This window comes from Leifsonia sp. YAF41, from assembly GCF_052113185.1.
In the GTDB taxonomy this organism is placed as follows: domain Bacteria; phylum Actinomycetota; class Actinomycetes; order Actinomycetales; family Microbacteriaceae; genus Cryobacterium.
The window spans coordinates 250,122-270,433 of sequence record NZ_JBFRCS010000008.1 but is presented as its reverse complement, the minus strand read 5'-3'; the positions used below and the strand labels follow the sequence as shown (position 1 = coordinate 270,433).

Here is a 20,312-nt window from a genome sequence, read left to right as displayed (position 1 = left end):
GTGGTCGGGGTGATGATGAGGGAAACAGGCTCTGATTCCATGCTTCAATTCTCTCAAAACAGGAACTGGAATACGAGCATTTCTCAGGATCGGTGGATAACTTTTCTAACGTATGTTCTGTGGGGGAGCGCAACGCGAACCTAAGGAGTAAGCCTCAGGACGGGTGAGTTCAGAGGTCGGCTCGCGGGATCTCGACAGGCTCGATCACCGGGGCCGAGTTCAGAGGTCGGCTCGCGGGATCTCGACAGGCTCGATCACCGGGGCCGCGTTCAGAGGCCGGCTCGCGGGATCTCGACAGGCTCGATCACCGGGGCCGCGTTCAGAGGCCGGCACGCGGGATCTCTGCAACGGTGGAGTTGCTCGCTGGCGCTCGCTCCACGATCAGCGGGTGGGTCGGCAGTCAGCGGCCGAGCGTAGAGCGCTCGGCCTCGTCTGGTCCCGCGGCGACGCTACTCGCCGGACAGGATCCGGGTGACTTCCTCGTTCTTCAGCTTGTACCAGGCCGAACTGTTCGACCCCTCAAGCGCCGACTGCGGGCTGTCGCTCTGGTTCCACCACTTCGCCTCGAGGATCCGGCCATCGAGCATGACCCGGTCACCCTTCTCGTAGACGATGTCGGCGGCCCATTCCGGGTACGTGCCCGCGGGCACCTCGATGACCGGCTGCGGTTTGTCGCCCGCCAGCACCGGGCCGATGAGCTTCCAGGGAGTCTCCGAGGCGCGCACCGAGGGGTTGTCCGGCACATCATTCAGCGTCCAGTATTTGGCCGAGTAGACATTGCCGTGCCACACCACCCGGTCCTCCGCCACATAGGTGGCCTCGGGTGACCAGATTTGGTAGGGACTGGTCGCCGGGTCGTCGACGACCGGCGCGATCGACGGCTCAGCGGTCCGGGTGGCCGGAGCAGTCGCCTGCGCTGTGGCCGGTGCGGCGGTGATCCCGGTGGCAAGCACTTTGGCGAACCGGGAGTCGCCCTGGTTCACGCCGCTGCACGCATCCGAGACTCGCTTCACGTCGGGGTAGTTGGTGCCACAGGTGGCGTCGCGGTTGAGCGACCACATCGACATCCGACCGATGCCCTTCTTCTGGGCGAACGCGTTCAGGCCCTGCGCCGAATCGATGGTGAAGACCTCGCTTCGCACGTCGTTCTGGCCGATCATCGGGGTGAGCCCGACCTTTCGCCACAGCGTCATGTCGCCGAGGTCAGAACCGTCTGCCGTGTACAACGCGCCGAGCTGATCGTGGGTGGCCTGCGCCGCGGCGATCGAGGCGTCGAGCATGCCAGCGGAGGTCGTGATGCCGGTGTTGAAGTCCATGGTCATCACGTTCACTCCGGTGAGATCCACATCCGCTGCGAGCATCTGGGCCACTGCGGTCGTGCCCTCGGTGGTCAGGCCCGTCGGGGCGACCGGAAGGGTGAGCCAGACGTCCAGCTTCGAGCTTCGCGCGACCTGCTCCTCCTGGATGGCGGCGATTGCCGCAGCCCGGCGCAGTCCGGCGTTCGGGTCGCTGAGGCTGGCACCCTCCACATCGAGGTCGATGGTGGTGACTTTGTACCGGTCAATGACCTCCCGGTACGCCTGCTTCAGTCTCACGGGGTCGGTGCACGATGCGGCCAGTTCGGAGTTGGCCACTCCGCCGAACGAGACGAGGATCTCGCCGCCGTTCTGAACGAAACGGGCGATGCGCCGGTCCAAGTCCATGCTTTGCTCGGCCTCATCCAGTCCGTAGTGCCCTCCCCACGAGGGCTCGCAGTCGGAATCGGGGTCGGCGACGATAAAGGAGAGCACGACATTCTTCACGTCCGTCGCAGCGACATCCTCGAACGCAAACGTCGGTGTCGCAGTGACATCGACGTATCCGGAGAAGAATGACCGGGCATCGGATGCCGCGCGCGCATCGTCGAATTGGCTCCAGCTGAAGACCGCGCCAGTGACCGCCACTCCGACGGCGGCGCACAGGGCGACAACCCGGACAGCGGACAGGCGGCGCCCGGGAAAGCGTTGTGACATAGTTTTCTCCCCAATACGGGGTACAGGCGGACCCGGGAAACGCCTCGCATGGCCGACGAAAGTGCCGGTCACGGTCCTGTTTGTGATGATTGGATGAATGTGGGCATCATTGCCGAGAGTCGATCCAGCGTGGTGGAAAACGCACGTCCTCCCATTATGTTGGCAAACGGCGAAGAATTTCTGGCCCACATCCGGGTGAGTTTTTCCGCGCCAGACACGGGTGAGAGTTCCTCCCGGTGACACGGGAGAGCTATGCCAGACCAACCAGTGCTGCCGACGGACTCGGTCGAGCACGACATCACGAAGTCCACAGCCGCGCCGGATGACGCATCCGTTTCCGATGCCGGTAGCACCCGCAAGCGCCAGTGGGGTGCGGAGCGCCGGTCTGAGCCGCTCTCGATCGTGCACCCAGTGCCGTCCCGGCGTAAAATTCTGCTCGGACGAGTGGGGATTCTGGCCACGATCCTGGCCTGGATTCTCTATGTCATTTCGACGGTGCTGCGGCAACTGGCCGACAACCCGAACGCGGGTTTCCAGTTTCAACTGGAGACCGTCTCCTACCTCGTCGTTGTCACCTTCCTCACATTTTCCGCGCTGATGTACCTGCTCGCGCGGCAGGGTGCAATGTACCGTTTCGCCAGTCACAAGCGCGTCGCCCGCGGCGAACTCGACCGCCACTTCGCCGACTATCACGAGGGCATCACCGTGCTTGTCCCCTCGTACGCCGAGGAGCCTCAGGTGGTGCGTGCGACGCTCTGGTCGGCGGCGCTGCAGGAATTCCCAGATCTCACCGTTGTCCTCTTGCTGGATGACCCGCCGTTCCCCACCGACCCGGCCGTGCTTGCCAGGCTTGAACAGACGCGGGCCCTCTCGGTCGACATCGAATCCGCCCTGGCTGCCCCGGCCGAACGGACCAACTCGGCGCTGGCCGATTTTCGGCAGCGGATGGAGCAAGGCGACACAGACGCAGCAGACGAGCTGCGCCGCGTCAGCGCCGAATACGAGGCGGCAGCCGGCTGGTTGGAGACCATGGCCGAAGCGGAGCGCGTCGAAGACCATGTGGATGAGTTCTTCGTCGACCTGGTCGTCATGGGGCTCGCTCGAGAATTGCGCCTGACAATGCTCGCGCTTAACGCGGCCAGCGCGCAGAACGCCGCACTTGGCGCTGACCGGCTGGGCGAGCTGTACCAACGACTGACCTGGATCTTCAACGTGAAGACCAATACCTTCGAACGCAAGAAGTTCGCGAACTTGTCGCACGAGGCGAACAAGGCCATGAACCTCAACTCCTACATCTCGCTCATGGGGAGCAGCTGGCGCCGGGAAGACGCGGCAGGTGCTGTGATCCTCCGTGAAGCTGCGGGGGAATTGGCCGACCTGATCATCCCCGACACGGAGTACGTTCTCACGCTCGACGCCGACTCACTGCTCTTGCGCGACTACTGCCTGCGACTGGTGTACTTCCTCGAATCGGCCGGTAATGAGCGGGTCGCGGTCACACAAACTCCGTATTCGTCGTTTCGGGGCGCACCGACGCGTATCGAACGGGTCGCCGGCGCCACCACAGACATCCAGCACATCCTGCACCAGGGCATGACCTACTACGGGGCAACTTTCTGGGTCGGCGCCAACGCCGTCATCCGAAAGCGTGCACTAGAGGACATCGTCGAGGTAGAGAACGTGGGCGGATTTGAGATCCGCACGTACATCCAGGACCGCACGGTCATCGAAGACACCGAGTCCAGCGTGGACCTGGGCACCCATGGCTGGACGCTGTCGAACTACCCAGAACGACTCAGCTACAGTGCCACCCCGCCCGACTTCGGCGCACTCGTGGTGCAGCGGCGCCGCTGGGCCAACGGGGGGCTACTGATCCTGCCGAAGTTCTGGAAGCAGATCTCGCAGCGTCGTTTCATGCGCGAGCGGGTGCTCTTCCGCGAGGTTCTGCTGCGGGTCAACTACATGGCGTCCATTGCGTGGGCGAGCTTCGGCTTGCTGTTCCTGTTGGCCTACCCCTATGACAGCCGGTTGCTCAGCCCACTCGTCTTCGTCGCGGCGCTGCCATACTTCCTGGCCATGGGAAGCGATCTTCGCGACTCGGGGCACCGGTTCAGCGATATCTTCCGCATCTACGGATTCAACCTTGTTCTGCTGCCGGTAAACCTCGCCGGGGTCATCAAGTCGATTCAGCAAGGTTTCACCGGCGAGAAGATTCCCTTCGTGCGAACACCGAAGGTGAAGAACCGCACTGCGGCACCGGCCCTCTACGTTGTGATCCCGTACTTGATCGTCGCCTTCTCGCTGCTCACCGTGTGGCGGAATGTGCAGGATCAGAACTGGGGCAACGCGGCCTTCGCCGCGCTCAACGCCGTGCTGGCTGCGGGAGCGATTCGCGCCTACATCGGGGTGCGCAATTCAGCCGTCGACGTGGCCCTCGGAATAATCGGCTGGCTCTACGTCGAGCCGAAGAAGGCGAAGCAGGCCGCGCCGCAGATTGTGCCGAAGACGCCGGAGGAAGTGGACTGGGAATCGGTTCTTTACCACGGTGACCGCCGGCTCAACCGCGATCTGCGCGCGGGAAACGATCGTCGTCGCCGCGTCACGCCGCGCTAACTCATTGCCGCGGCTCGAAGCGCTCCACTTAGAACGTGCCGCCAATGAGGGGCAGACAAGGGCTTTGCCCCCTGATCGTGGGTATATGCCAAGTGGGTGTGCTGACGCTACGCTGATGCGCTAYCCCGTAGTACCCCGCGGATTTGCGGACTCTCAATGTCTTCACTTCTCCGGGCTCTCAGCTGCACCTCACCCGAGGAGGTTCTTGTGGCAACACTCACCGAAATTCTGATTCTGCACGGCCTCCTCCCGATCGAGCATCTCGATACGGTGATGGCCGGCGACCCTGCCGATGAATCGGCCGTACGCACGCTCGTCGCCGAGGGCGTCATCACCGAAGTTCAGTTTGCTCAGGCACGTGCAGCCCAAGCCGGCCTTCCGTTCATCGAACTCGTCGACTACCCGGTCGACCGACTTGCTGTTGCGCTCATCCCGGCCGTGGCGTGCCGCCGCCATGAGATTCTGCCGATTGGAATCGACAATGGCCGGCTGATGCTCGCCATGGTCGACCCCGGCAACATCTTCGCCATCGACGATGTGCGCGAGGCTGCACGGATGCCGGTGCGACCGATTGTCGCCGAACGTGCCGACCTGCTGGCGGCGATCGACCGCTATCTTCGTGCCGACGATGAACTCAGCAACCTGACGACGACGCTCGAGGAAGAAAACGCGCCGGTCGAGACCACGACGTTCGGTAGCACGGATTCAGCGGATGACGACGCCCCCATCGTGCGGTTCGTCAATCTTCTGGTTAGCCAGGCGATCCAGGACCTCGCCTCCGACATCCACATCGAACCTGCCGAGCACGATCTGCGCGTGCGTTATCGCATCGACGGGGTGCTGCATGAGATGCAGAGTGCCCCCAAGAGCATCCAGAATGGCGTGATTTCACGCCTCAAGATCATGAGCGACATCGACATCGCCGAACGGCGCAAGCCTCAGGACGGCCGGATGTCGGTCAGTCACGGCGGGCGAAAGATCGACCTGCGCGTTGCGACCTTGCCAACGGTGTGGGGCGAGAAGGTCGTCATGCGAATTCTCGACAACTCGAACACCAGCCTGAATGTGCGCGACCTGGCGCTCCTCGACCGTAATTTCGAGGCGTACAAGGCCTCGTACAGCAAGCCGTACGGCATGATTCTGGTCACCGGACCGACGGGATCGGGCAAGTCCACGACGCTGTACACCACTCTCGGCGCCGTCGCCCGGCCCGAGATCAACGTCATCACCGTCGAAGACCCGGTCGAGTACCGGATGGCCGGTATCAATCAGGTGCAGGTGAACCCGAAGGCCGGCCTCACGTTCGCCAGTGCGCTCCGCTCGATTCTGCGCAGCGACCCCGACGTCGTTCTGCTCGGTGAGATCCGTGACCACGAGACCGCCCAGATCGCCATCGAAGCCTCGTTGACCGGTCACTTGGTGCTCTCCACTTTGCACACCAATGATGCGCCGAGCGCGATCACCCGGCTCACCGAGATGGACATCGAACCGTTCCTCGTCGGTTCGGCCCTCGACTGCGTCGTGGCACAGCGCCTCGCCCGCCGGCTCTGCGACAGATGCAAGGCGCCGGCTGAATTCGATGCCGACTACTTGACCAAGCTGCGATTCGGGTTCGACCCCGACCTCGAGCCACCGACGGTTTTCGCGCCGGTCGGCTGCACGACCTGCTCGAACACGGGCTATCGCGGTCGAATCGCCGTGCACGAGGTGATGACGGTGACCGAGGAGGTCGAGCGCCTCGCTGTTGCCCGCGCGTCGAGCGCCGAAATCGGCCGGCTGGCGCGCGAGCAGGGCATGATTACTTTGCGTGAAGACGGGTGGGAGAAGGCCAAGCTCGGCCTGACATCCGTCGAGGAGATTCTGCGAGTGGTGGCATAGTGCCGCCCGCAGCTTGAGTGGGAGGCGCCATGGACAAGCCAATTTATGAAATTCCGGTCACTCCTCCCGAGGGCACGCAGGGCGAGTGGGCGCCGAAAAGGCTGATCCCGCCGACCTTCAGCCCGCCGTCGGGACAGCAGCCTGCCCCGACTTACGAGCCTGCCCCGACATATGCGCCGGTCCCTACCTACATACCCGTCGCTGCGACCTCGCTTCCCCAGCCCACGAACTCCAGCGAGCCGGATGACGGGCAGAGTTCCTTCGAAGCACTGCTCGCCGAACTCAACGATCGGGCCGAGAGCGCCGGCATTGCGGCAATCTCGCCCGATGCCAGTTCGGCATCGGTGCCGGCCGAATCGCCGAGTGCCCAGCCATCGCCGTTCGAGTTGCTGCTTTCGGGTGCTGACGCGGTCGTCGAAACGCCCGCAGTCGTGGCAACGGTCGTTGAGCCGGCAATCGAGCCAGTCGCCGACCCCGTCGCAATTGCGTCAGTGGCCGTCGAACCAGCTGGCCTCTCCCCGTTCGCCGACCTTGGTTTCGATGCCATTCCGGTCGACGAGATACCACCCGCACCGACGCAGGTCGAGATCCCGCTTCCGGCCACCCAGTTGATCCCCACGCAAGATGCCGTTGCGACGACTCCGATCTACGCGCTCGACGATGCAGCCACCGAGACGATTTACTCCCTCGATGACATCGCGCCGCCCTCTGGGCTCCCGGTTCCGATCGCACCGCCGACGGGACTCCCGGTTTCGATCGCTCCGCCGCCCCTCACCGTCCCGGCGGAAGTCTCACCGCACGTCGCCCGCGCTGAAGCACGCCTCACCGATGCCGAGCGAGCCGTGTTGGGTAATGCCAACCCCGATCTCATCCGGGCCCTCGAATCAGTCGTGCGCGACGGCGCATCCGACCTGCACGTGACGGCCGGCGCACCGCCGAGCCTCCGCGTTGACGGCGGTCTTCGCCCGATCGACGGCGAACCACGATGGATGCCCGAGAAGGTCACCGAAGCCCTCTACAGCCTCCTCACCGATGAGCAGCGTGAACGCTTCGAGAAGGAGCTTGAGCTCGACTTCGCCTACACCGCCGGGGGAGCCCGGTTCCGGGTCAACTACTACCTGCAACGCAACTCGATCGGTGGGGCCTTCCGACTGATTCCGCAGGAGATCAAGCAGCTCGCCGAGCTGGGTGTGCCGGAGTCAATCGCGAAGTTTGCCCAGCTCCCGCGCGGACTCGTTCTCGTCACCGGCCCGACCGGTTCCGGAAAGTCGACCACGCTGGCGGCTCTGATCGACCTGGCCAACCGCACCCGCGCCGACCATATCGTCACCGTCGAAGACCCGATCGAGTTCTTGCACCGGCACCAGCAGTCGCTGGTCAACCAGCGCGAGGTCGGCCACGACACGCACAGCTTCGCGGCGGCGCTCAAGCATGTTCTGCGCCAGGACCCCGACATCATCCTGATCGGTGAGCTTCGCGACCTGGAGACGATCTCAGTTGCGCTCACCGCGGCTGAAACCGGCCACCTCGTCTTCGCCACCCTGCACACGCAGGATGCCGCGCAGACGATCGACCGTGTCATCGACGTGTTCCCGCCGCACCAGCAGGGGCAGGTGCGCGCACAGCTCGCTGCAACCCTGCAGGGTGTCGTCTGTCAGACGCTGGTCAAGCGCGCCAGCGGCCGTGGCCGCGTGGTTGCGACCGAGGTGCTCGTCACGACGCCGGCCATCGGCAACCTTATTCGCGAGGGCAAGACCTACCAGATCACCTCGATGATGCAGGCCGGTCGCGAGCTCGGCATGCACACCATGGACCAGCACCTCGCCGACCTCGTCAATTCCGGCCAGATCACCCGCCAGGCTGCAGTTGAGAAGGCTCATGAGCCAGAGAGTCTCTCGCAGCTGATTCAGCGCGTTGAATCGCCGACTGAGGCCTCGGCGCGTGCGATCGCGGCCAGCGGCATCGACTTCGGCGATTCTTACTCGGGGGTCGGTCGCTAATGGCCACCGCGCAGGCATTCGCCTACACCGGGCGCAATGCTGCCGGCAAGACGGTCAAGGGGCGAGTGGATGCGCCGAGTGAGGGGGCCGTCGCCGGCCGACTGCAGGCGATGGGCATCTCCCCGATCTCGATCGCCCCTGCTCCCGAAGGAACCGGTCTCAACCGGGAGATCTCGGTACCCGGATTCAGCAAGGGTGTCGGGCTCAAAGACCTCGCCATCATGAGCCGTCAGATGGCGACCATGATCRGGTCGGGGCTCTCGCTACTACGCACCCTCAACATCCTTTCGGAACAAACGGAGAGCAAGCCGCTCGCGAAGATCCTCGTCCAGGTGCGCGACGACGTCGAAAGCGGAACTTCGATCTCCGAGGCCTTCGGCAAACACGGTGGAACGTTCCCCCCCATCATGGTCAACATGGTGCGCGCGGGCGAGACCGGCGGATTTCTCGACAGCGCTCTCGAGGCAATTGCTGAGAACTTCGAAAAGGAAGTGAAGCTGCGCTCAACCATCAAGTCGGCCATGACCTACCCGGTCATTGTGCTCATCATGTCGCTGCTCGCCGTGATGATCATGCTCATATTCATCGTGCCGATTTTTGAGGACATGTTCAAGGGCCTCGGCAGCGGGCTGCCTCTGCCGACGATGATCCTCGTCTACCTGTCCCGAGCGATGATCTGGGTGGTGCCGATTGTGGCCGTCGTCAGCATCGTTTTCGCCATCTGGTGGGGCAAGAACAAGAACACCGAACGGGTGCGCAAGTTCAAAGACCCCAAGATGCTCAAGCTGCCCGTGTTCGGATCGTTGCTCAAGAAGATCGCGGTCGCTCGCTTCGCGCGCAACTTCTCCAACATGATCGGCGCGGGCGTGCCCATTCTGCAGTCGCTCAAAATCGTGGGGGAGACTTCCGGCAACTGGGTGATTGAAGACGCCCTGACGAAGGTCGCGGAGTCCGTGCGCCAAGGCCATTCAATTGCGGCACCGCTGCTCGCGCAGCCTGTCTTCCCGCCGATGGTGACGCAGATGATCGCGGTCGGCGAGGATGCCGGCTCTCTCGAGGTGATGCTCGACAAAATCGCTGACTTCTACGACCAAGAGGTGCAATCTGCCACTGAACAGCTCACAGCGGCCATCGAGCCCCTCATGATCGCCTTCCTTGGCGTCATCATCGGCGGAATGGTCATCGCACTCTACATGCCGATCTTCAGCATTGCGAGCGCCGTCAAATGAGTGGGTCATTCTGTCTCAACGGCAGAGTCGATGCAAGCAATCTGTCAGACATTTCCGCCGCCACCCCCTGCTTTGGGGGCAGTGATTCTTGCTTTTGACCCCCATCCTTGGGTCGTAGCTGGGAACAGTCTGGCAATAGCGTTGGACTTCCCTTCGATCCCGAAGGCAGGTTCCCCACCACCTCTCGAACGGACAATCACATGCTTGCTAAGTCAATGAACGCCTTGAACGCCCGACGCAAGAATGCCTCAGAAAGCGACAAGGGCTTCACCCTCATCGAACTGCTCGTCGTCGTCATCATCATCGGCATCCTTGCCGCGATTGCTATCCCGGTGTACCTCGGTATCCAGAGCAGCTCGAAGGATGCCGGAGTGAAGTCCGACCTTACGAACGCAAAGATTGCTGTCATCGCCCAGCAGACCGACAGTGGAACGTTCCCTGCTAACACGGACTTTGTCCTGACGAATGCAGCCTTGGTCAAGTACGGGTTCACCTTGGGCGACAACACGACGTCGATCAAGTACAGCGGCACGGCCCCAACTGCAACAGCTACATCGTTCTGCCTCGTCGCTCCGGCGGCGAGTGATTCGACGAAGTTCTTCTACGTAACTTCCTCAACTGGCGTCACTCAGACGGCGGAAGCCACTGCGAAGCCGTCAGGCTGCTAGGTTCCGCTACATTCTCACTTCGGTGGGGCGCCGCACGGCGGCGCCCCACCACGTCCGTAGGTCACCGCTCCGCCGCATGCGCTCAAACCCGCCACTCCGACACCCGAAGTTCGAGGGAGGTTAGTCATGAAGATCCTTCGCAACCGGCTCCGCCTTCTTAGTGGCGACTACACGGGTCTCGGACTAGTCGAGATTCTCATTTCAATGCTGATCCTTGCGCTCTTGGCCGTTGCCTTTCTGCCTCTGCTTCTCAACACGTTGCAACTGGGGCCGAAGAACGCAGCCATCGCCGCAGGCAATCAGCTCGTCGCTGACGGTCTCACGCGGGCCGAGGCCCAGGGCCTTGCGAGCTGCATGAATGTGCAGTCGCTTAGCTCGTCGTTTCCAACCTCGGCTGCTACAACCGCATCTGCAATTGAATACGGAATCTCCGTCACTTTCGTGCCTGGGAGCTGTCCGGCCGGACCGCTCGAGTATCCATCGACTATCGAGGTGCTGGTCACAGCAGTGCAATACGCCGGCACGCCGAATTCGAGGGTCCTTACAAAAGCACGCCAACTGATCTACGTGGCCCTTCCATGAGTGAACGCGAGAACGCGCGAGGATTCACGCTGATCGAGCTGATCGTCTATGTCGCCCTTCTGGGCGTCGTTCTCGTGATTGTGAGCGCCCTGCTTCTGAATTCTCTTCGAACACAATCGACCGTGCTGAGCGCGTCGGAGGCGACGAATAATGGGCAGCTTGTCCTCACCTCGGTCGACACTGCAGTCCGGAATGGTTCAGGTGTCGAGGTCTCTGACACTGGCAAGCTGCTGATCGCACGCACAGTATCGGGAGGCACTTGGGTTTGCCGGGCGTGGTACTACAGTTCGACCGATGGAGGCACCGTGTACACGACCACAAAAACCTCACGAGCGGCGATCAATACCGCTACTGCGACCTCGACCTGGACTTTGCTGGCGAGCCGCGCGGGCTCAGGACTTCCGGCCATCTTCGGACCCGTCACAGCGACCGCTCCATCGGGTGAGGCAGTGACAGTCAGCCTCAACTTGGACATCAAGGGCCAGGCGCCTGTAACGCTCACCACAACAACCGCGCCTCGCCTTTTCAGCACTGACCGCGGCACCTGCTTCTAAGTAAGAGAGGGCGCATCATGTACAAGCACTTTCAGCTCGCCAAAACCAGCCTGAGTGAACGAGGAAGCGCGCTGATCGCCGTCATCGGCGTGATGGCTGTTCTCGCCCTAATGGCGGTGACATTGAGTGCGGTTTCGATCAGTGCATTGGCTCACACGACTTCGTCGCGTGCGGGCACGCAATCCAATGCTGCCGCTGAGAGCGGGGTGAACTTCGGTCGGGCACAGATCGCACGAGGCGTCAACCCCTGCTCCATCAACTGGGCACTTGCGCCGACCACGACCTCGTTTACGGCAACAGTGCAGCAATCTGCCGACGGCATCACCTGGGCCTCCTGTCCCGCACTTGCGACCACGAAGCTCGTCCGAATTGTGGCTCAGGGGACTGCCACATCAAAAGGGGTGGCGGGAGTTTCGGCCCGGGACACGAGCAAAGTATCGGCGATCTTCGACTATGTGCCGGGAATTGGCCCCGTGACGCCAAGTGGCCCGGGGATCTTCTCCTACAACACCTTTGGTGTCGACAAGGGTGTGCTGGGAGTTGATGCCATTACATTGACCGGCGGAGGCGCAATCGTGCGCAACGGTAATTTCGATTGCACAAACCCGAATGGCAAAGTTGCGGGAAGCATTTGGGTCTACGGTGACCTCGACCTCGGCAAGTGCGAGGTGACCGGCAACGCCTGGGTGAGCGGCAAAGCGACCATGCAGAGTAGCTCGAATGTTGCTGGCACGGTCTGCTCGAGCTCGGGCGTCACCAAGAATTGCCCTGCAGGCTGGACCATGCCGCTATCACCGGACTGGGTTGACATCCCATTCGATCCCAGCAAATGGGTACACACGGACGGGCTTCCCTACGTCGTTGTCAACGTGCCGGCCGGACAGTGTGACATCGATAAGGTGCTTGACACGGCGAATGCCCGCTCTGCATCCGGCGCTGCCCTGAGACCAGCCATTATCAACTCGATTGACAACTGCCCTGACGGCATTCGGGTCCGGGGAGACATGACGATTCGCCGCGACGTAGTCGTCTTCGCCCGCACCTTTCTGCTCGACCAGAACAAGACCACGTTTACGTCGCCCGACGTCGGCAGACGGATTTGGTTCATGACTCCTGACTACGTCAACGATGGGGTGCCCAGTTGCCCGGGTAATCCAATCGCTGGTCATTCTGCCTCGGCCTATCCTGATGGTAAGGAGTTTGTGTGGGGCTTGGGATGGGACGGGTCAAACAATCTTTCGGTCGAGATCAATGGTCAGCTCAGGGCGATGCTCTACTCCCCGTGTGCATTGAAGATCAAGAACAACTCCATCTGGAACGGTCAGTTGTATGTCGGTGGAACAGATGCCAAGAACAACTTCGACTTCACGTATAAGCAGATTGGGCTCGGTGGCGCGAATCTCAATACGGGTGAGGAATACACGGCAACAACGCCGAGTGTCACGTTGAAGTCAATCCGCGATGCGAGTGCTGGTGGCTAGCTTCCTCGTCGGTGCCATTGGAGTCTTCGGACTCTTCATCGGCTCCTTCCTCAACGTAGTGATCTACCGGGTTCCCGCCGGGTTGTCGATCGTGTCGCCGCCGAGCGCGTGCCCGCGGTGTGGTGCTGCGATTCGGCCATATGACAACATTCCGGTCGTCTCATGGCTTCTGCTGCGCGGAAAATGCCGTAGCTGCAACACCTCGATCTCGGTGCGCTACCCGTTGGTCGAGGCTGGAACAGGGGCGGCATTCGCTGCAGTCGCAGTGTGGGTTGGGCAGGGATGGAGCGAGGTCTCGACAAGCTCGACCACCGGTGTCGACCTTGTAGTCGGAGTCCTCGTTTTGGTTGCCTACCTCTATTTGGCAGCAGTGAGCATTGCTCTCGCCTTGATCGATCTTGACGTGCATCGGCTACCCAACTCGATCGTGCTTCCGAGCTACATCGTCGGTATCGTGCTCTTGGGCTCGGCGGGCGTGGTGAGCGGGGACTACGGGTCCTTGCTTCGCGCAGGAATTGGCCTCGCCGCATTGTGGGCCGTCTATCTGGTGATGGCGCTGGCATACCCGGGTGGAATGGGATTCGGTGATGTCAAACTCGCGGGAGTCTTGGGCCTCTTCCTCGGTTACCTAGGCTGGGGCTCACTCATAGTCGGCGCCTTCTCCGCATTCCTGCTTGGCGGTCTCTTTGCCCTCGGGCTGCTCATTGCCCGCCGGGCCACCAGGAAGAGCGGCATTCCCTTCGGGCCGTGGATGCTGGCCGGCACCTGGGTCGGGATCTTCTTCGGAAACACGCTGTGGAATGGCTATCTGTCACTCTTCGGCCTTGCATAACATTCAGTTCAGCGACAAGGGAGCAAACCAATGGCAACAAGTGTCGTAGGGATTGACATCGGGAGCAGATCGATTCGCGCTGTCGAGGTAAGTGACGCGGCGAAGGCCAAGCCGACGGTGTTGCGCTACTTCGAGGTTGCGCTTCCCGAGGGGGCGGTGAGCCGCGGCGAGGTCATGGAGCCTAATACCGTCGCCCACGCGCTCAAAGAGCTGTGGTCGAAGGGCGGCTTCAAGAGTAAAGATGTCGTGCTCGGCGTGGGCAATCAGAGGGTCTTGGCCCGCGATCTCACGGTTCCGAAGATGTCTCTGAATCAAATTCGTGAGTCTCTGCCGTTCGAGGTGCAAGAGATGCTTCCCGTGCCTGTCGCCGAAGCCCTTCTCGACTTTTACCCGATCTCCGAATCAATGGGCGAGAACGGCCCTACAGTCAGCGGATTGCTCATCGCCGCGGTGAAAGAAGCAGTTCTCGGCAACGTCAAGGCAACCCAGCTCGCCGGCCTGACGACCGTCGACGTTGACTTGATTCCGTTTGCTCTTAGCCGTGTGTTGATCTCCCGCCCTCGCATCGAAGGCACGATCGCCCTCATCGACGTCGGCGCGAACACCACCAGCGTCGTCATCGCCACCGACGGGGTGCCACAGTTCGTGCGCATCATTCCCACCGGGAGCGATGACCTCACCCAGGCACTCAGCAACGGTCTTGAGGTGGACGCTGGCCAGGCCGAACACATCAAGCGCACGTTGGGATTGGCCACCCAGGTGACGTCGGCTGACGAGAACCAAGCAGTCGAGATCATCTACGAGGTATCGAATGAGCAACTGTCGAGCCTGCGCAACACCATCAATTACTTTGTCAACACTCGGCCGGGAACTTCAGTGCGCCAGATTGTGTTGAGCGGTGGCGGAGCTTATCTCCTGGGCTTTCCTGATGCACTGGCAGAAATCACCCGGATCCCCGTTGTTGCGGGCGATCCGTTTTCAACGGTAGCGGTAGCTAAATCACTGGATGTCGAGCATCTGAAACGGAGCGCCCCCGGCCTCACAGTTGCGCTCGGCCTGGCCCTGGGGAGCGCAGCATGAGCCGTCAGTCGAAGTCAGACATCCTGGTCATCGGCGGAGAGCCACGAGTCGACCTGTTGCCACCCGAGGTGCGCAAGGAGCGCCAGGCGCGGGTCGTTCGCCGGCGCCTCGGTCTCGGCGTTATCGGCGTCTTGCTGATCGTCGTTCTCGGTGCGGGAGCGGCAACCGCGCTCTCGATTCAGGCGCAGGCTCAGCTTCTAGCGGAGCAGTCGCGCACCGGCGAGTTGCTCGCCGAGCAGGCCAAGTACATGGAAGTTCGCACGGTGCAGAACCAGGTCGGGCTGGTGCGTGCTGCGCAGCAAGTGGGCGCTTCGACCGAGATCAATTGGAAGGACTACCTCCAAAAAGTGCAGGCCACTCTTCCGGCCGGCGTGACGATTGACACTGTGGACGTGGACTCTGCGTCGCCGATGGCCATCTATGTGCAGCCGACGGCGCCGCTCCAGGGCGCCCGCGTGGCCACTGTCAATTTCACTGCGAAGAGCACTGGGCTTCCCGACGTTCCGACCTGGCTGACCGCATTGACCACTCTGCCTGGGTATGCGGATGCGCTGCCCGACTCGGTCACCCTGGACGAGGCAACCGGAATTTATACCGTCAGCATCACCATGCACGTCAGTGACGCTGCGTTCGCACAGCGCTTCGTTGAGGAGAAGTAACCGTGGATAAGAACAGAATCTGGGTTATCGGCTCGGTCCTCGTCATGGTCGTGGTGATCGTCGCGGGCTGGTTCGTGGCTGTGCAACCGCAACTCGCGGCGACGGCTGCTGCTTACGAGCAACGAGTCGGTGTTGAGCAGACCAACGCCACTCACGAGGCTTTGCTGGCCAAGTTGAAGACGGACTTCAAGAATATTGATCAGCTCAAGGCTGAGCTGGCCCCCCTCGACGCCTCGGTTCCCACCGGCACCGAGATCGCTGCGTTTGTCGATCAGCTCTACGAGCTGAGCGGCGCAGCCGGTGTGACAGTCACGGGTCTCACAGTTGCCGATGCCGAGCCGTACACGCCGGTGGCCGCCCCTGTAGCCGCGCCGGTCGAGGGTGCCCCAGCTGCGGGCTCAACACCGGCACCGGCTCCGGCGCCGACCGACTCAGCGGCTCCCGCGGCCTCTGCAGCCCCGGTGGCGGGTACCCCGCCGGTGACGAACTCTCTGATCACTGCCACGAACTTCGCGTCGCTCGCCGTGCAAGTGACGGTGACGGGTGACAACTCGTCGGTGCTCAACTTCGTCAACGGGCTGCAAACCGGAAGTCGTCTCTTCCTGGCAACGGGCCTTTCCACCGTTCCGTCGACAGCTGCTGCCGACGCGACGGTAGTCACGACCGGTGTCGACGCTACGATCAGCGGGCTCATCTACGTGTTGGTTCCGACCGTACCCGGCACACCGGCGGGCGGCACGCCCGCCGGTGCTGGAAGCACTGAGGCCAGCGGAACGACGACCGGCTAACGCACTGTAAGGCGTCGCCGGGCAAGTCGCGACATCCCGCGTCACTTGCCCGGCGATGTCCCCGATCCGGGTACGCCCATTGCTAAAGTTGCACTCATTAGTCACGGCCCCGGCCACAAGGAGTGCAGCATGAGCGACAGCAAGCCCACCGACGGCGTCACGGCCCCCGAGACGGATGCCGCAGCGACTGCACCAGAGGCGACCTCCGAGCACACCAGCGACGTGGCCGGCGAGAACGTTGCCACCGAGAGCATCGCTGCTGAGCGCCCGACCGCTCCCGCTGTCACCTCCCCCGTCGAGGACACGACTGACTCCACTTTCTCGTCTGCCAACGAGACGAAGGCGTACGACACGTCTGCACTCGTCGCCGCAGCGTTTGAAGCCCCTGCAGCCGCTGAACCTCCTGCAACCCCCGAGACATCAGCGGCTCCTGAAACACCAGCCGCCGCTGAACCTCCAGTGATCTCTGAAGTGCCCGCAGTCCGGAACACGGATTCTGCGGAATCGGTCGCCGCCCCAGCTGGCTCGGCCGAAGCTCCCGTCGCCGCTGAGACTGAACTTCCCGAGCCCGTCGCCGCCGAACGCGTCAAGCGCGAGACGTACATCCCTGCAGCAGTCGTCGGCGGAGTCGCCGCCGGCGCGGCTACCGTGGCCGCCGCCGATGCGCCCGTCGCGTACGTTCCGGGCGCTCCCTACGAAGACGCCGTAGCCCCGGCCCCGAGCGCAGCGCCATCCGCTGCGCCGGCGGCCGCATACGGCGCGGCCGCTGCGGCTCCTGTCGCCCCGACCCCGATCTACGTGCAGGCACCCACCCCGCCTACCCCGGCAGGCAACCGTGCCGGCGGCATCCTGATCGCCCTGATCGCCACCGTCGCCTACGCGATTCTGTTCGCCATTGCAGCCTTCGTGATCTCCGGCGTCACCAGCGTGACCGTCGCGCAGGCCATCACCACCTTCTCCGAGTTCGTGGTGCGCCCGGTGTTCTTCATCCCGGTCATTTTCTTCTTCATCGCCTTCTCGCTGCTGATTGCGATCGTGAACCGCGGCGGCTGGTGGGCCTACGTCGTGTTCGGCTTCCTCGTCGCCGTCATCGTCTACTTCTCCTACATCGGCGGCGCGCTGCTGACCGTGCAGGCCTGGACGATGACCCCCACCGAGGCCGCGCACTTCATCGGTACCCAGTGGCTGAACCCGGGAGCGATCGCCGCCGCGGTCATCGCCCGCGAGGTTCCGATCTGGTTCGGCGCCTGGATCGCAGCCCGCGGTCGCAAGGTGACCGCCCGCAACATTGAGGCCCGCCAAGAGTACGATCGCCTCATCGACGAGGGGCCCCAGCTCACTAGCCCCTTCTAGAGTTCGGGCCGCCCGGGAGAGCAGGGCATCGATGCAGGATTACCAGAAGTACGCGACGATCGTCGCTCTGTTCGCCACGATGCTCTACGGGGCGCTCGTGGTCGCTGCCCTCGGTCTGATCAGCCTGGCGACCAACCTCGAGGTGCTCCCCGAGACGGATGCCGGCCCCCTGGTCGGTCCGAGCATGGTCGGCGGCGCCGTCATCCTGGTCTTCGTTATGCTCCTGATCCTCGGGATCGGCGGACCCGCCGCCCGGGAACGGGTCGCGGTCGGCTGGGCCTTTCTGACCGGACTCTGCGCCCTTCTGATCTATGTGTTCATCGGGGCGCTGCTCTACGCGATCGATACGGGCGCCCTCGTCGATCTGCTCATCTTCACCTATGCCCAGCTGCAGAGTCCGTTCGCCTGGGCCACCGGCATCCTGGCCATGATCGTGACCCTGGTCTACTCCTGGATTCTGGCTGCGCGGGTCGGCGAGCACGGCCGTCCGCTCTGGCCGTGGGAACGCCGCGGCGAGTAGCGCTCGCTACCCGCCGCCCACCCACCACGAGCCACACCCGAATTCCCGGGCATAGCACCGGGGGAGCGACTACCCTGGAACCATGGAAGGGTCCATCGAGTCGCGCGTCAGCCAGGAGGTTGACAATTGGCTGCTCTGGCTTCCCCGATGGCGCCCCGGAACCCACCCCGGCCGCTCCCGCCTCTGCCGCCGCTGCTTCGGTTCGCCGATGATGATCGCCGCCGGCATCGCCCGCGATGTGCCGCATGCCGTGCAGCACGCACTCACCATGCGCATGATGCAGTTGCTCGCAACCATGGTCGACGAGTTCAGCGAACGCAACCTTCCGTTGGTCCGCCGCGAGATGCGCCTCGACGAGGAGCGCAGGTCGAAGAAGGCCTACCGTCCGGAGGAAGGCCTCGAGCCGGAGTATGACGGACTCGACCTCGACCCCGCTCCGGTCGACGGCGCTCCCTATCTCTTCACTTTCGGCGAGCTCGCCGAGGCGGAGGAGAAGGAACAAAAGGACGAAGAGGCCAACGACGCGCTGTGGTCAGACGTGAGTTTTGCCGAGGATCCCGTCGGCACGCCGGTCGACCGCGTGCTGAGCAGGGCCGAAGAGGATTTCGTGCGCGCCAAACACGATGCCCTCAAGGCCGAGCTCGAGCGTGCAGACAACTACGCGAGCAAAGTGGGCCGCAAGATCTGCACCGAATTGGAAGCGGAGCAGGAGCGCATCCTGGCCGGAGTCGCCGAGTTCATCGAGCCTCAGGTGCAAGCGCTGCTGGCCGACCTGGACAAAGCACTCGACTCCCCGCTCTGGCCGCACTGAGGTGCCGTCGCAGGCATCCTGACCAATCACCGGGAACCTGCCGCAACGCCTGGTCCTACCTTGACCAGAGACCCCCGTCAGGTTAGTATTTTCCGGTGTGCGCTTTGTCGTGCGCGTGACGCATGCCCTCGCGAGGTTTCGCAAGGGCCGCAATCGTTCCGACACTCACATATGCAGGGTTTGCTCTCCGAGCAGCCCCCACGGCATACCCTCCAAGAATTGCAGGATTCATTCTGCGATCGCTGAAGGGTCCAGATGAACTCGAACAGCCCGGCAGCCTGGCAACAAGCTGGCCGGATCGTTCGAATGCTAACCATCAATGAGCTGTCACCGTGCAGCAAAAACAAGGAGTTATTAGTGCCAACCATTCAGCAGTTGGTCAGGAAGGGCCGCAGCCCCAAGGTCACCAAGACCAAGGCTCCCGCCCTGAAGGCCAACCCGCAGCAGCGCGGCGTATGCACCCGTGTGTACACCACCACCCCGAAGAAGCCGAACTCGGCCCTCCGCAAGGTCGCCCGCGTCAAGCTGTCGAACGGTACCGAGGTCACCGCCTACATCCCCGGTGAGGGACACAACCTGCAGGAGCACTCGATGGTGCTCGTCCGCGGCGGTCGCGTTAAGGACCTCCCCGGTGTGCGTTACAAGATCGTTCGCGGCGCACTGGACACCCAGGCCGTCAAGAACCGCAAGCAGGCTCGCAGCCGCTACGGCGCGAAGATGGAGAAGAAGTAATGCCTCGTAAAGGCCCAGCTCCCAAGCGTCCCGTTGTCGCTGACCCGGTATACGGTGCTCCCATCGTCAGCCAGCTCGTCAACAAGATCCTCCTCGACGGCAAGAAGGGTCTTGCAGAGCGCATCGTCTACGACGCACTCGAAGGCGTTTCCACCAAGAACGGTGCGGATGCAGTTGTCACGCTGAAGAAGGCGCTCGACAACGTGCGCCCCACGCTCGAGGTGCGTTCGCGCCGCGTCGGTGGTTCCACCTACCAGGTGCCGGTTGAAGTCAAGCCGCACCGCGCCAACACCCTGGCTCTTCGCTGGTTGACCAGCTACGCCAAGGCGCGTCGCGAGAAGACCATGACCGAGCGTCTCACCAACGAGATCCTCGACGCATCCAACGGCCTCGGTGCCGCTGTGAAGCGTCGTGAAGACACTCACAAGATGGCCGAAGCGAACAAGGCCTTCGCTCACTACCGCTGGTAGTAAGCCCTGGAGCGTGACCGGCGAAAGCTCAGCTTTCGCCGGTTACGCTC

The 20,312-nt window shown here is 62.8% G+C and carries 18 protein-coding genes; 17 read left to right on the top strand and 1 reads right to left on the bottom strand.

The genetic code is table 11. The annotated features are described in order from the left end of the window. Positions 1-449: 449 nt before the first annotated feature. Complete coding sequence (locus AB4Y63_RS10550) at positions 450-2,012, bottom strand: chitinase (protein WP_441790985.1); 1,563 nt, start codon at positions 2,010-2,012, stop codon at positions 450-452. 252 nt (positions 2,013-2,264) lie between these two features. Here AB4Y63_RS10550 and AB4Y63_RS10545 point away from each other — a divergent pair, with 252 nt between their 5' ends. The 17 genes from AB4Y63_RS10545 to rpsG all read left to right on the top strand — a co-directional run bounded on the left by AB4Y63_RS10545 (position 2,265) and on the right by rpsG (position 20,262). Next, entirely contained in the window at positions 2,265-4,625 is a 2,361-nt protein-coding gene (locus AB4Y63_RS10545) for a glycosyltransferase family 2 protein (RefSeq protein ID WP_441790984.1), read from the top strand. A 207-nt stretch (positions 4,626-4,832) separates the two neighbouring features. Beyond that, positions 4,833-6,503 (top strand): GspE/PulE family protein, encoded by a 1,671-nt coding sequence (locus tag AB4Y63_RS10540; protein ID WP_441790983.1) that lies wholly within the window; start codon positions 4,833-4,835, stop codon positions 6,501-6,503. Positions 6,504-6,532: 29 nt separating this feature from the next. Then, on the top strand, positions 6,533-8,503 hold the full coding sequence (locus tag AB4Y63_RS10535; protein ID WP_441790982.1) for a PilT/PilU family type 4a pilus ATPase: 1,971 nt from the start codon (positions 6,533-6,535) through the stop codon (positions 8,501-8,503). After that, positions 8,503-9,732, top strand: coding sequence for a type II secretion system F family protein (locus AB4Y63_RS10530; protein WP_441790981.1), 1,230 nt, complete (start codon positions 8,503-8,505; stop codon positions 9,730-9,732). The genes AB4Y63_RS10535 and AB4Y63_RS10530 overlap by 1 nt, the downstream gene beginning before the upstream one ends. Before the next feature lie 200 nt (positions 9,733-9,932). Beyond that, complete coding sequence (locus AB4Y63_RS10525; RefSeq protein WP_441790980.1) at positions 9,933-10,400, top strand: type II secretion system protein; 468 nt, start codon at positions 9,933-9,935, stop codon at positions 10,398-10,400. A gap of 126 nt (positions 10,401-10,526) precedes the next feature. After that, on the top strand, positions 10,527-10,982 hold the full coding sequence (locus tag AB4Y63_RS10520) for a hypothetical protein (RefSeq protein WP_441790979.1): 456 nt from the start codon (positions 10,527-10,529) through the stop codon (positions 10,980-10,982). After that, positions 10,979-11,536 (top strand): PilW family protein, encoded by a 558-nt coding sequence (locus tag AB4Y63_RS10515; RefSeq protein WP_441790978.1) that lies wholly within the window; start codon positions 10,979-10,981, stop codon positions 11,534-11,536. Before AB4Y63_RS10520 ends, AB4Y63_RS10515 begins: the two co-directional genes overlap by 4 nt. A 17-nt stretch (positions 11,537-11,553) precedes the next feature. Continuing rightward, positions 11,554-13,017 (top strand): hypothetical protein, encoded by a 1,464-nt coding sequence (locus AB4Y63_RS10510; protein WP_441790977.1) that lies wholly within the window; start codon positions 11,554-11,556, stop codon positions 13,015-13,017. Further along, positions 12,998-13,849 (top strand): prepilin peptidase, encoded by an 852-nt coding sequence (locus AB4Y63_RS10505; protein ID WP_441790976.1) that lies wholly within the window; start codon positions 12,998-13,000, stop codon positions 13,847-13,849. The genes AB4Y63_RS10510 and AB4Y63_RS10505 overlap by 20 nt, the downstream gene beginning before the upstream one ends. A 30-nt stretch (positions 13,850-13,879) precedes the next feature. Next, positions 13,880-14,929, top strand: a complete 1,050-nt coding sequence (pilM, locus tag AB4Y63_RS10500) for a type IV pilus assembly protein PilM (protein WP_441790975.1) — start codon at positions 13,880-13,882, stop codon at positions 14,927-14,929. Then, positions 14,926-15,588: a hypothetical protein gene (locus tag AB4Y63_RS10495; RefSeq protein ID WP_441790974.1), complete on the top strand. Its 663-nt coding sequence runs from the start codon at positions 14,926-14,928 to the stop codon at positions 15,586-15,588. The genes pilM and AB4Y63_RS10495 overlap by 4 nt, the downstream gene beginning before the upstream one ends. A 2-nt stretch (positions 15,589-15,590) precedes the next feature. Beyond that, positions 15,591-16,376, top strand: coding sequence for a hypothetical protein (locus AB4Y63_RS10490; RefSeq protein ID WP_441790973.1), 786 nt, complete (start codon positions 15,591-15,593; stop codon positions 16,374-16,376). Positions 16,377-16,505: 129 nt separating this feature from the next. Continuing rightward, positions 16,506-17,729, top strand: coding sequence for a hypothetical protein (locus AB4Y63_RS10485; protein ID WP_441790972.1), 1,224 nt, complete (start codon positions 16,506-16,508; stop codon positions 17,727-17,729). Positions 17,730-17,760: 31 nt separating this feature from the next. Further along, on the top strand, positions 17,761-18,249 hold the full coding sequence (locus AB4Y63_RS10480; protein ID WP_441790971.1) for a DUF6121 family protein: 489 nt from the start codon (positions 17,761-17,763) through the stop codon (positions 18,247-18,249). A gap of 82 nt (positions 18,250-18,331) precedes the next feature. Next, complete coding sequence (locus AB4Y63_RS10475; protein WP_441790970.1) at positions 18,332-19,060, top strand: spermidine/putrescine ABC transporter substrate-binding protein; 729 nt, start codon at positions 18,332-18,334, stop codon at positions 19,058-19,060. Between the two features lie 357 nt (positions 19,061-19,417). Further along, positions 19,418-19,792, top strand: coding sequence for a 30S ribosomal protein S12 (rpsL, locus tag AB4Y63_RS10470; protein WP_055787040.1), 375 nt, complete (start codon positions 19,418-19,420; stop codon positions 19,790-19,792). Next, positions 19,792-20,262, top strand: coding sequence for a 30S ribosomal protein S7 (rpsG, locus tag AB4Y63_RS10465; protein WP_345069864.1), 471 nt, complete (start codon positions 19,792-19,794; stop codon positions 20,260-20,262). The genes rpsL and rpsG overlap by 1 nt, the downstream gene beginning before the upstream one ends. Positions 20,263-20,312 lie beyond the last annotated feature (50 nt).

What these genes read in the sequence shown, in the direction of transcription:
- AB4Y63_RS10475 (WP_441790970.1), top strand. Translation starts at nt 18,332, where the DNA reads ATGGAAGGGTCCATCGAGTCGCGCGTCAGCCAGGAGGTTGACAATTGG.
- AB4Y63_RS10535 (WP_441790982.1), top strand. Translation starts at nt 6,533, where the DNA reads ATGGACAAGCCAATTTATGAAATTCCGGTCACTCCTCCCGAGGGCACG.
- AB4Y63_RS10550 (WP_441790985.1), bottom strand. Translation starts at nt 2,012, where the DNA reads ATGTCACAACGCTTTCCCGGGCGCCGCCTGTCCGCTGTCCGGGTTGTC.
- AB4Y63_RS10510 (WP_441790977.1), top strand. Translation starts at nt 11,554, where the DNA reads ATGTACAAGCACTTTCAGCTCGCCAAAACCAGCCTGAGTGAACGAGGA.
- AB4Y63_RS10495 (WP_441790974.1), top strand. Translation starts at nt 14,926, where the DNA reads ATGAGCCGTCAGTCGAAGTCAGACATCCTGGTCATCGGCGGAGAGCCA.
- AB4Y63_RS10480 (WP_441790971.1), top strand. Translation starts at nt 17,761, where the DNA reads ATGCAGGATTACCAGAAGTACGCGACGATCGTCGCTCTGTTCGCCACG.
- AB4Y63_RS10505 (WP_441790976.1), top strand. Translation starts at nt 12,998, where the DNA reads ATGCGAGTGCTGGTGGCTAGCTTCCTCGTCGGTGCCATTGGAGTCTTC.
- AB4Y63_RS10520 (WP_441790979.1), top strand. Translation starts at nt 10,527, where the DNA reads ATGAAGATCCTTCGCAACCGGCTCCGCCTTCTTAGTGGCGACTACACG.
- pilM (WP_441790975.1), top strand. Translation starts at nt 13,880, where the DNA reads ATGGCAACAAGTGTCGTAGGGATTGACATCGGGAGCAGATCGATTCGC.
- rpsG (WP_345069864.1), top strand. Translation starts at nt 19,792, where the DNA reads ATGCCTCGTAAAGGCCCAGCTCCCAAGCGTCCCGTTGTCGCTGACCCG.
- AB4Y63_RS10525 (WP_441790980.1), top strand. Translation starts at nt 9,933, where the DNA reads ATGCTTGCTAAGTCAATGAACGCCTTGAACGCCCGACGCAAGAATGCC.
- AB4Y63_RS10545 (WP_441790984.1), top strand. Translation starts at nt 2,265, where the DNA reads ATGCCAGACCAACCAGTGCTGCCGACGGACTCGGTCGAGCACGACATC.
- AB4Y63_RS10515 (WP_441790978.1), top strand. Translation starts at nt 10,979, where the DNA reads ATGAGTGAACGCGAGAACGCGCGAGGATTCACGCTGATCGAGCTGATC.
- AB4Y63_RS10485 (WP_441790972.1), top strand. Translation starts at nt 16,506, where the DNA reads ATGAGCGACAGCAAGCCCACCGACGGCGTCACGGCCCCCGAGACGGAT.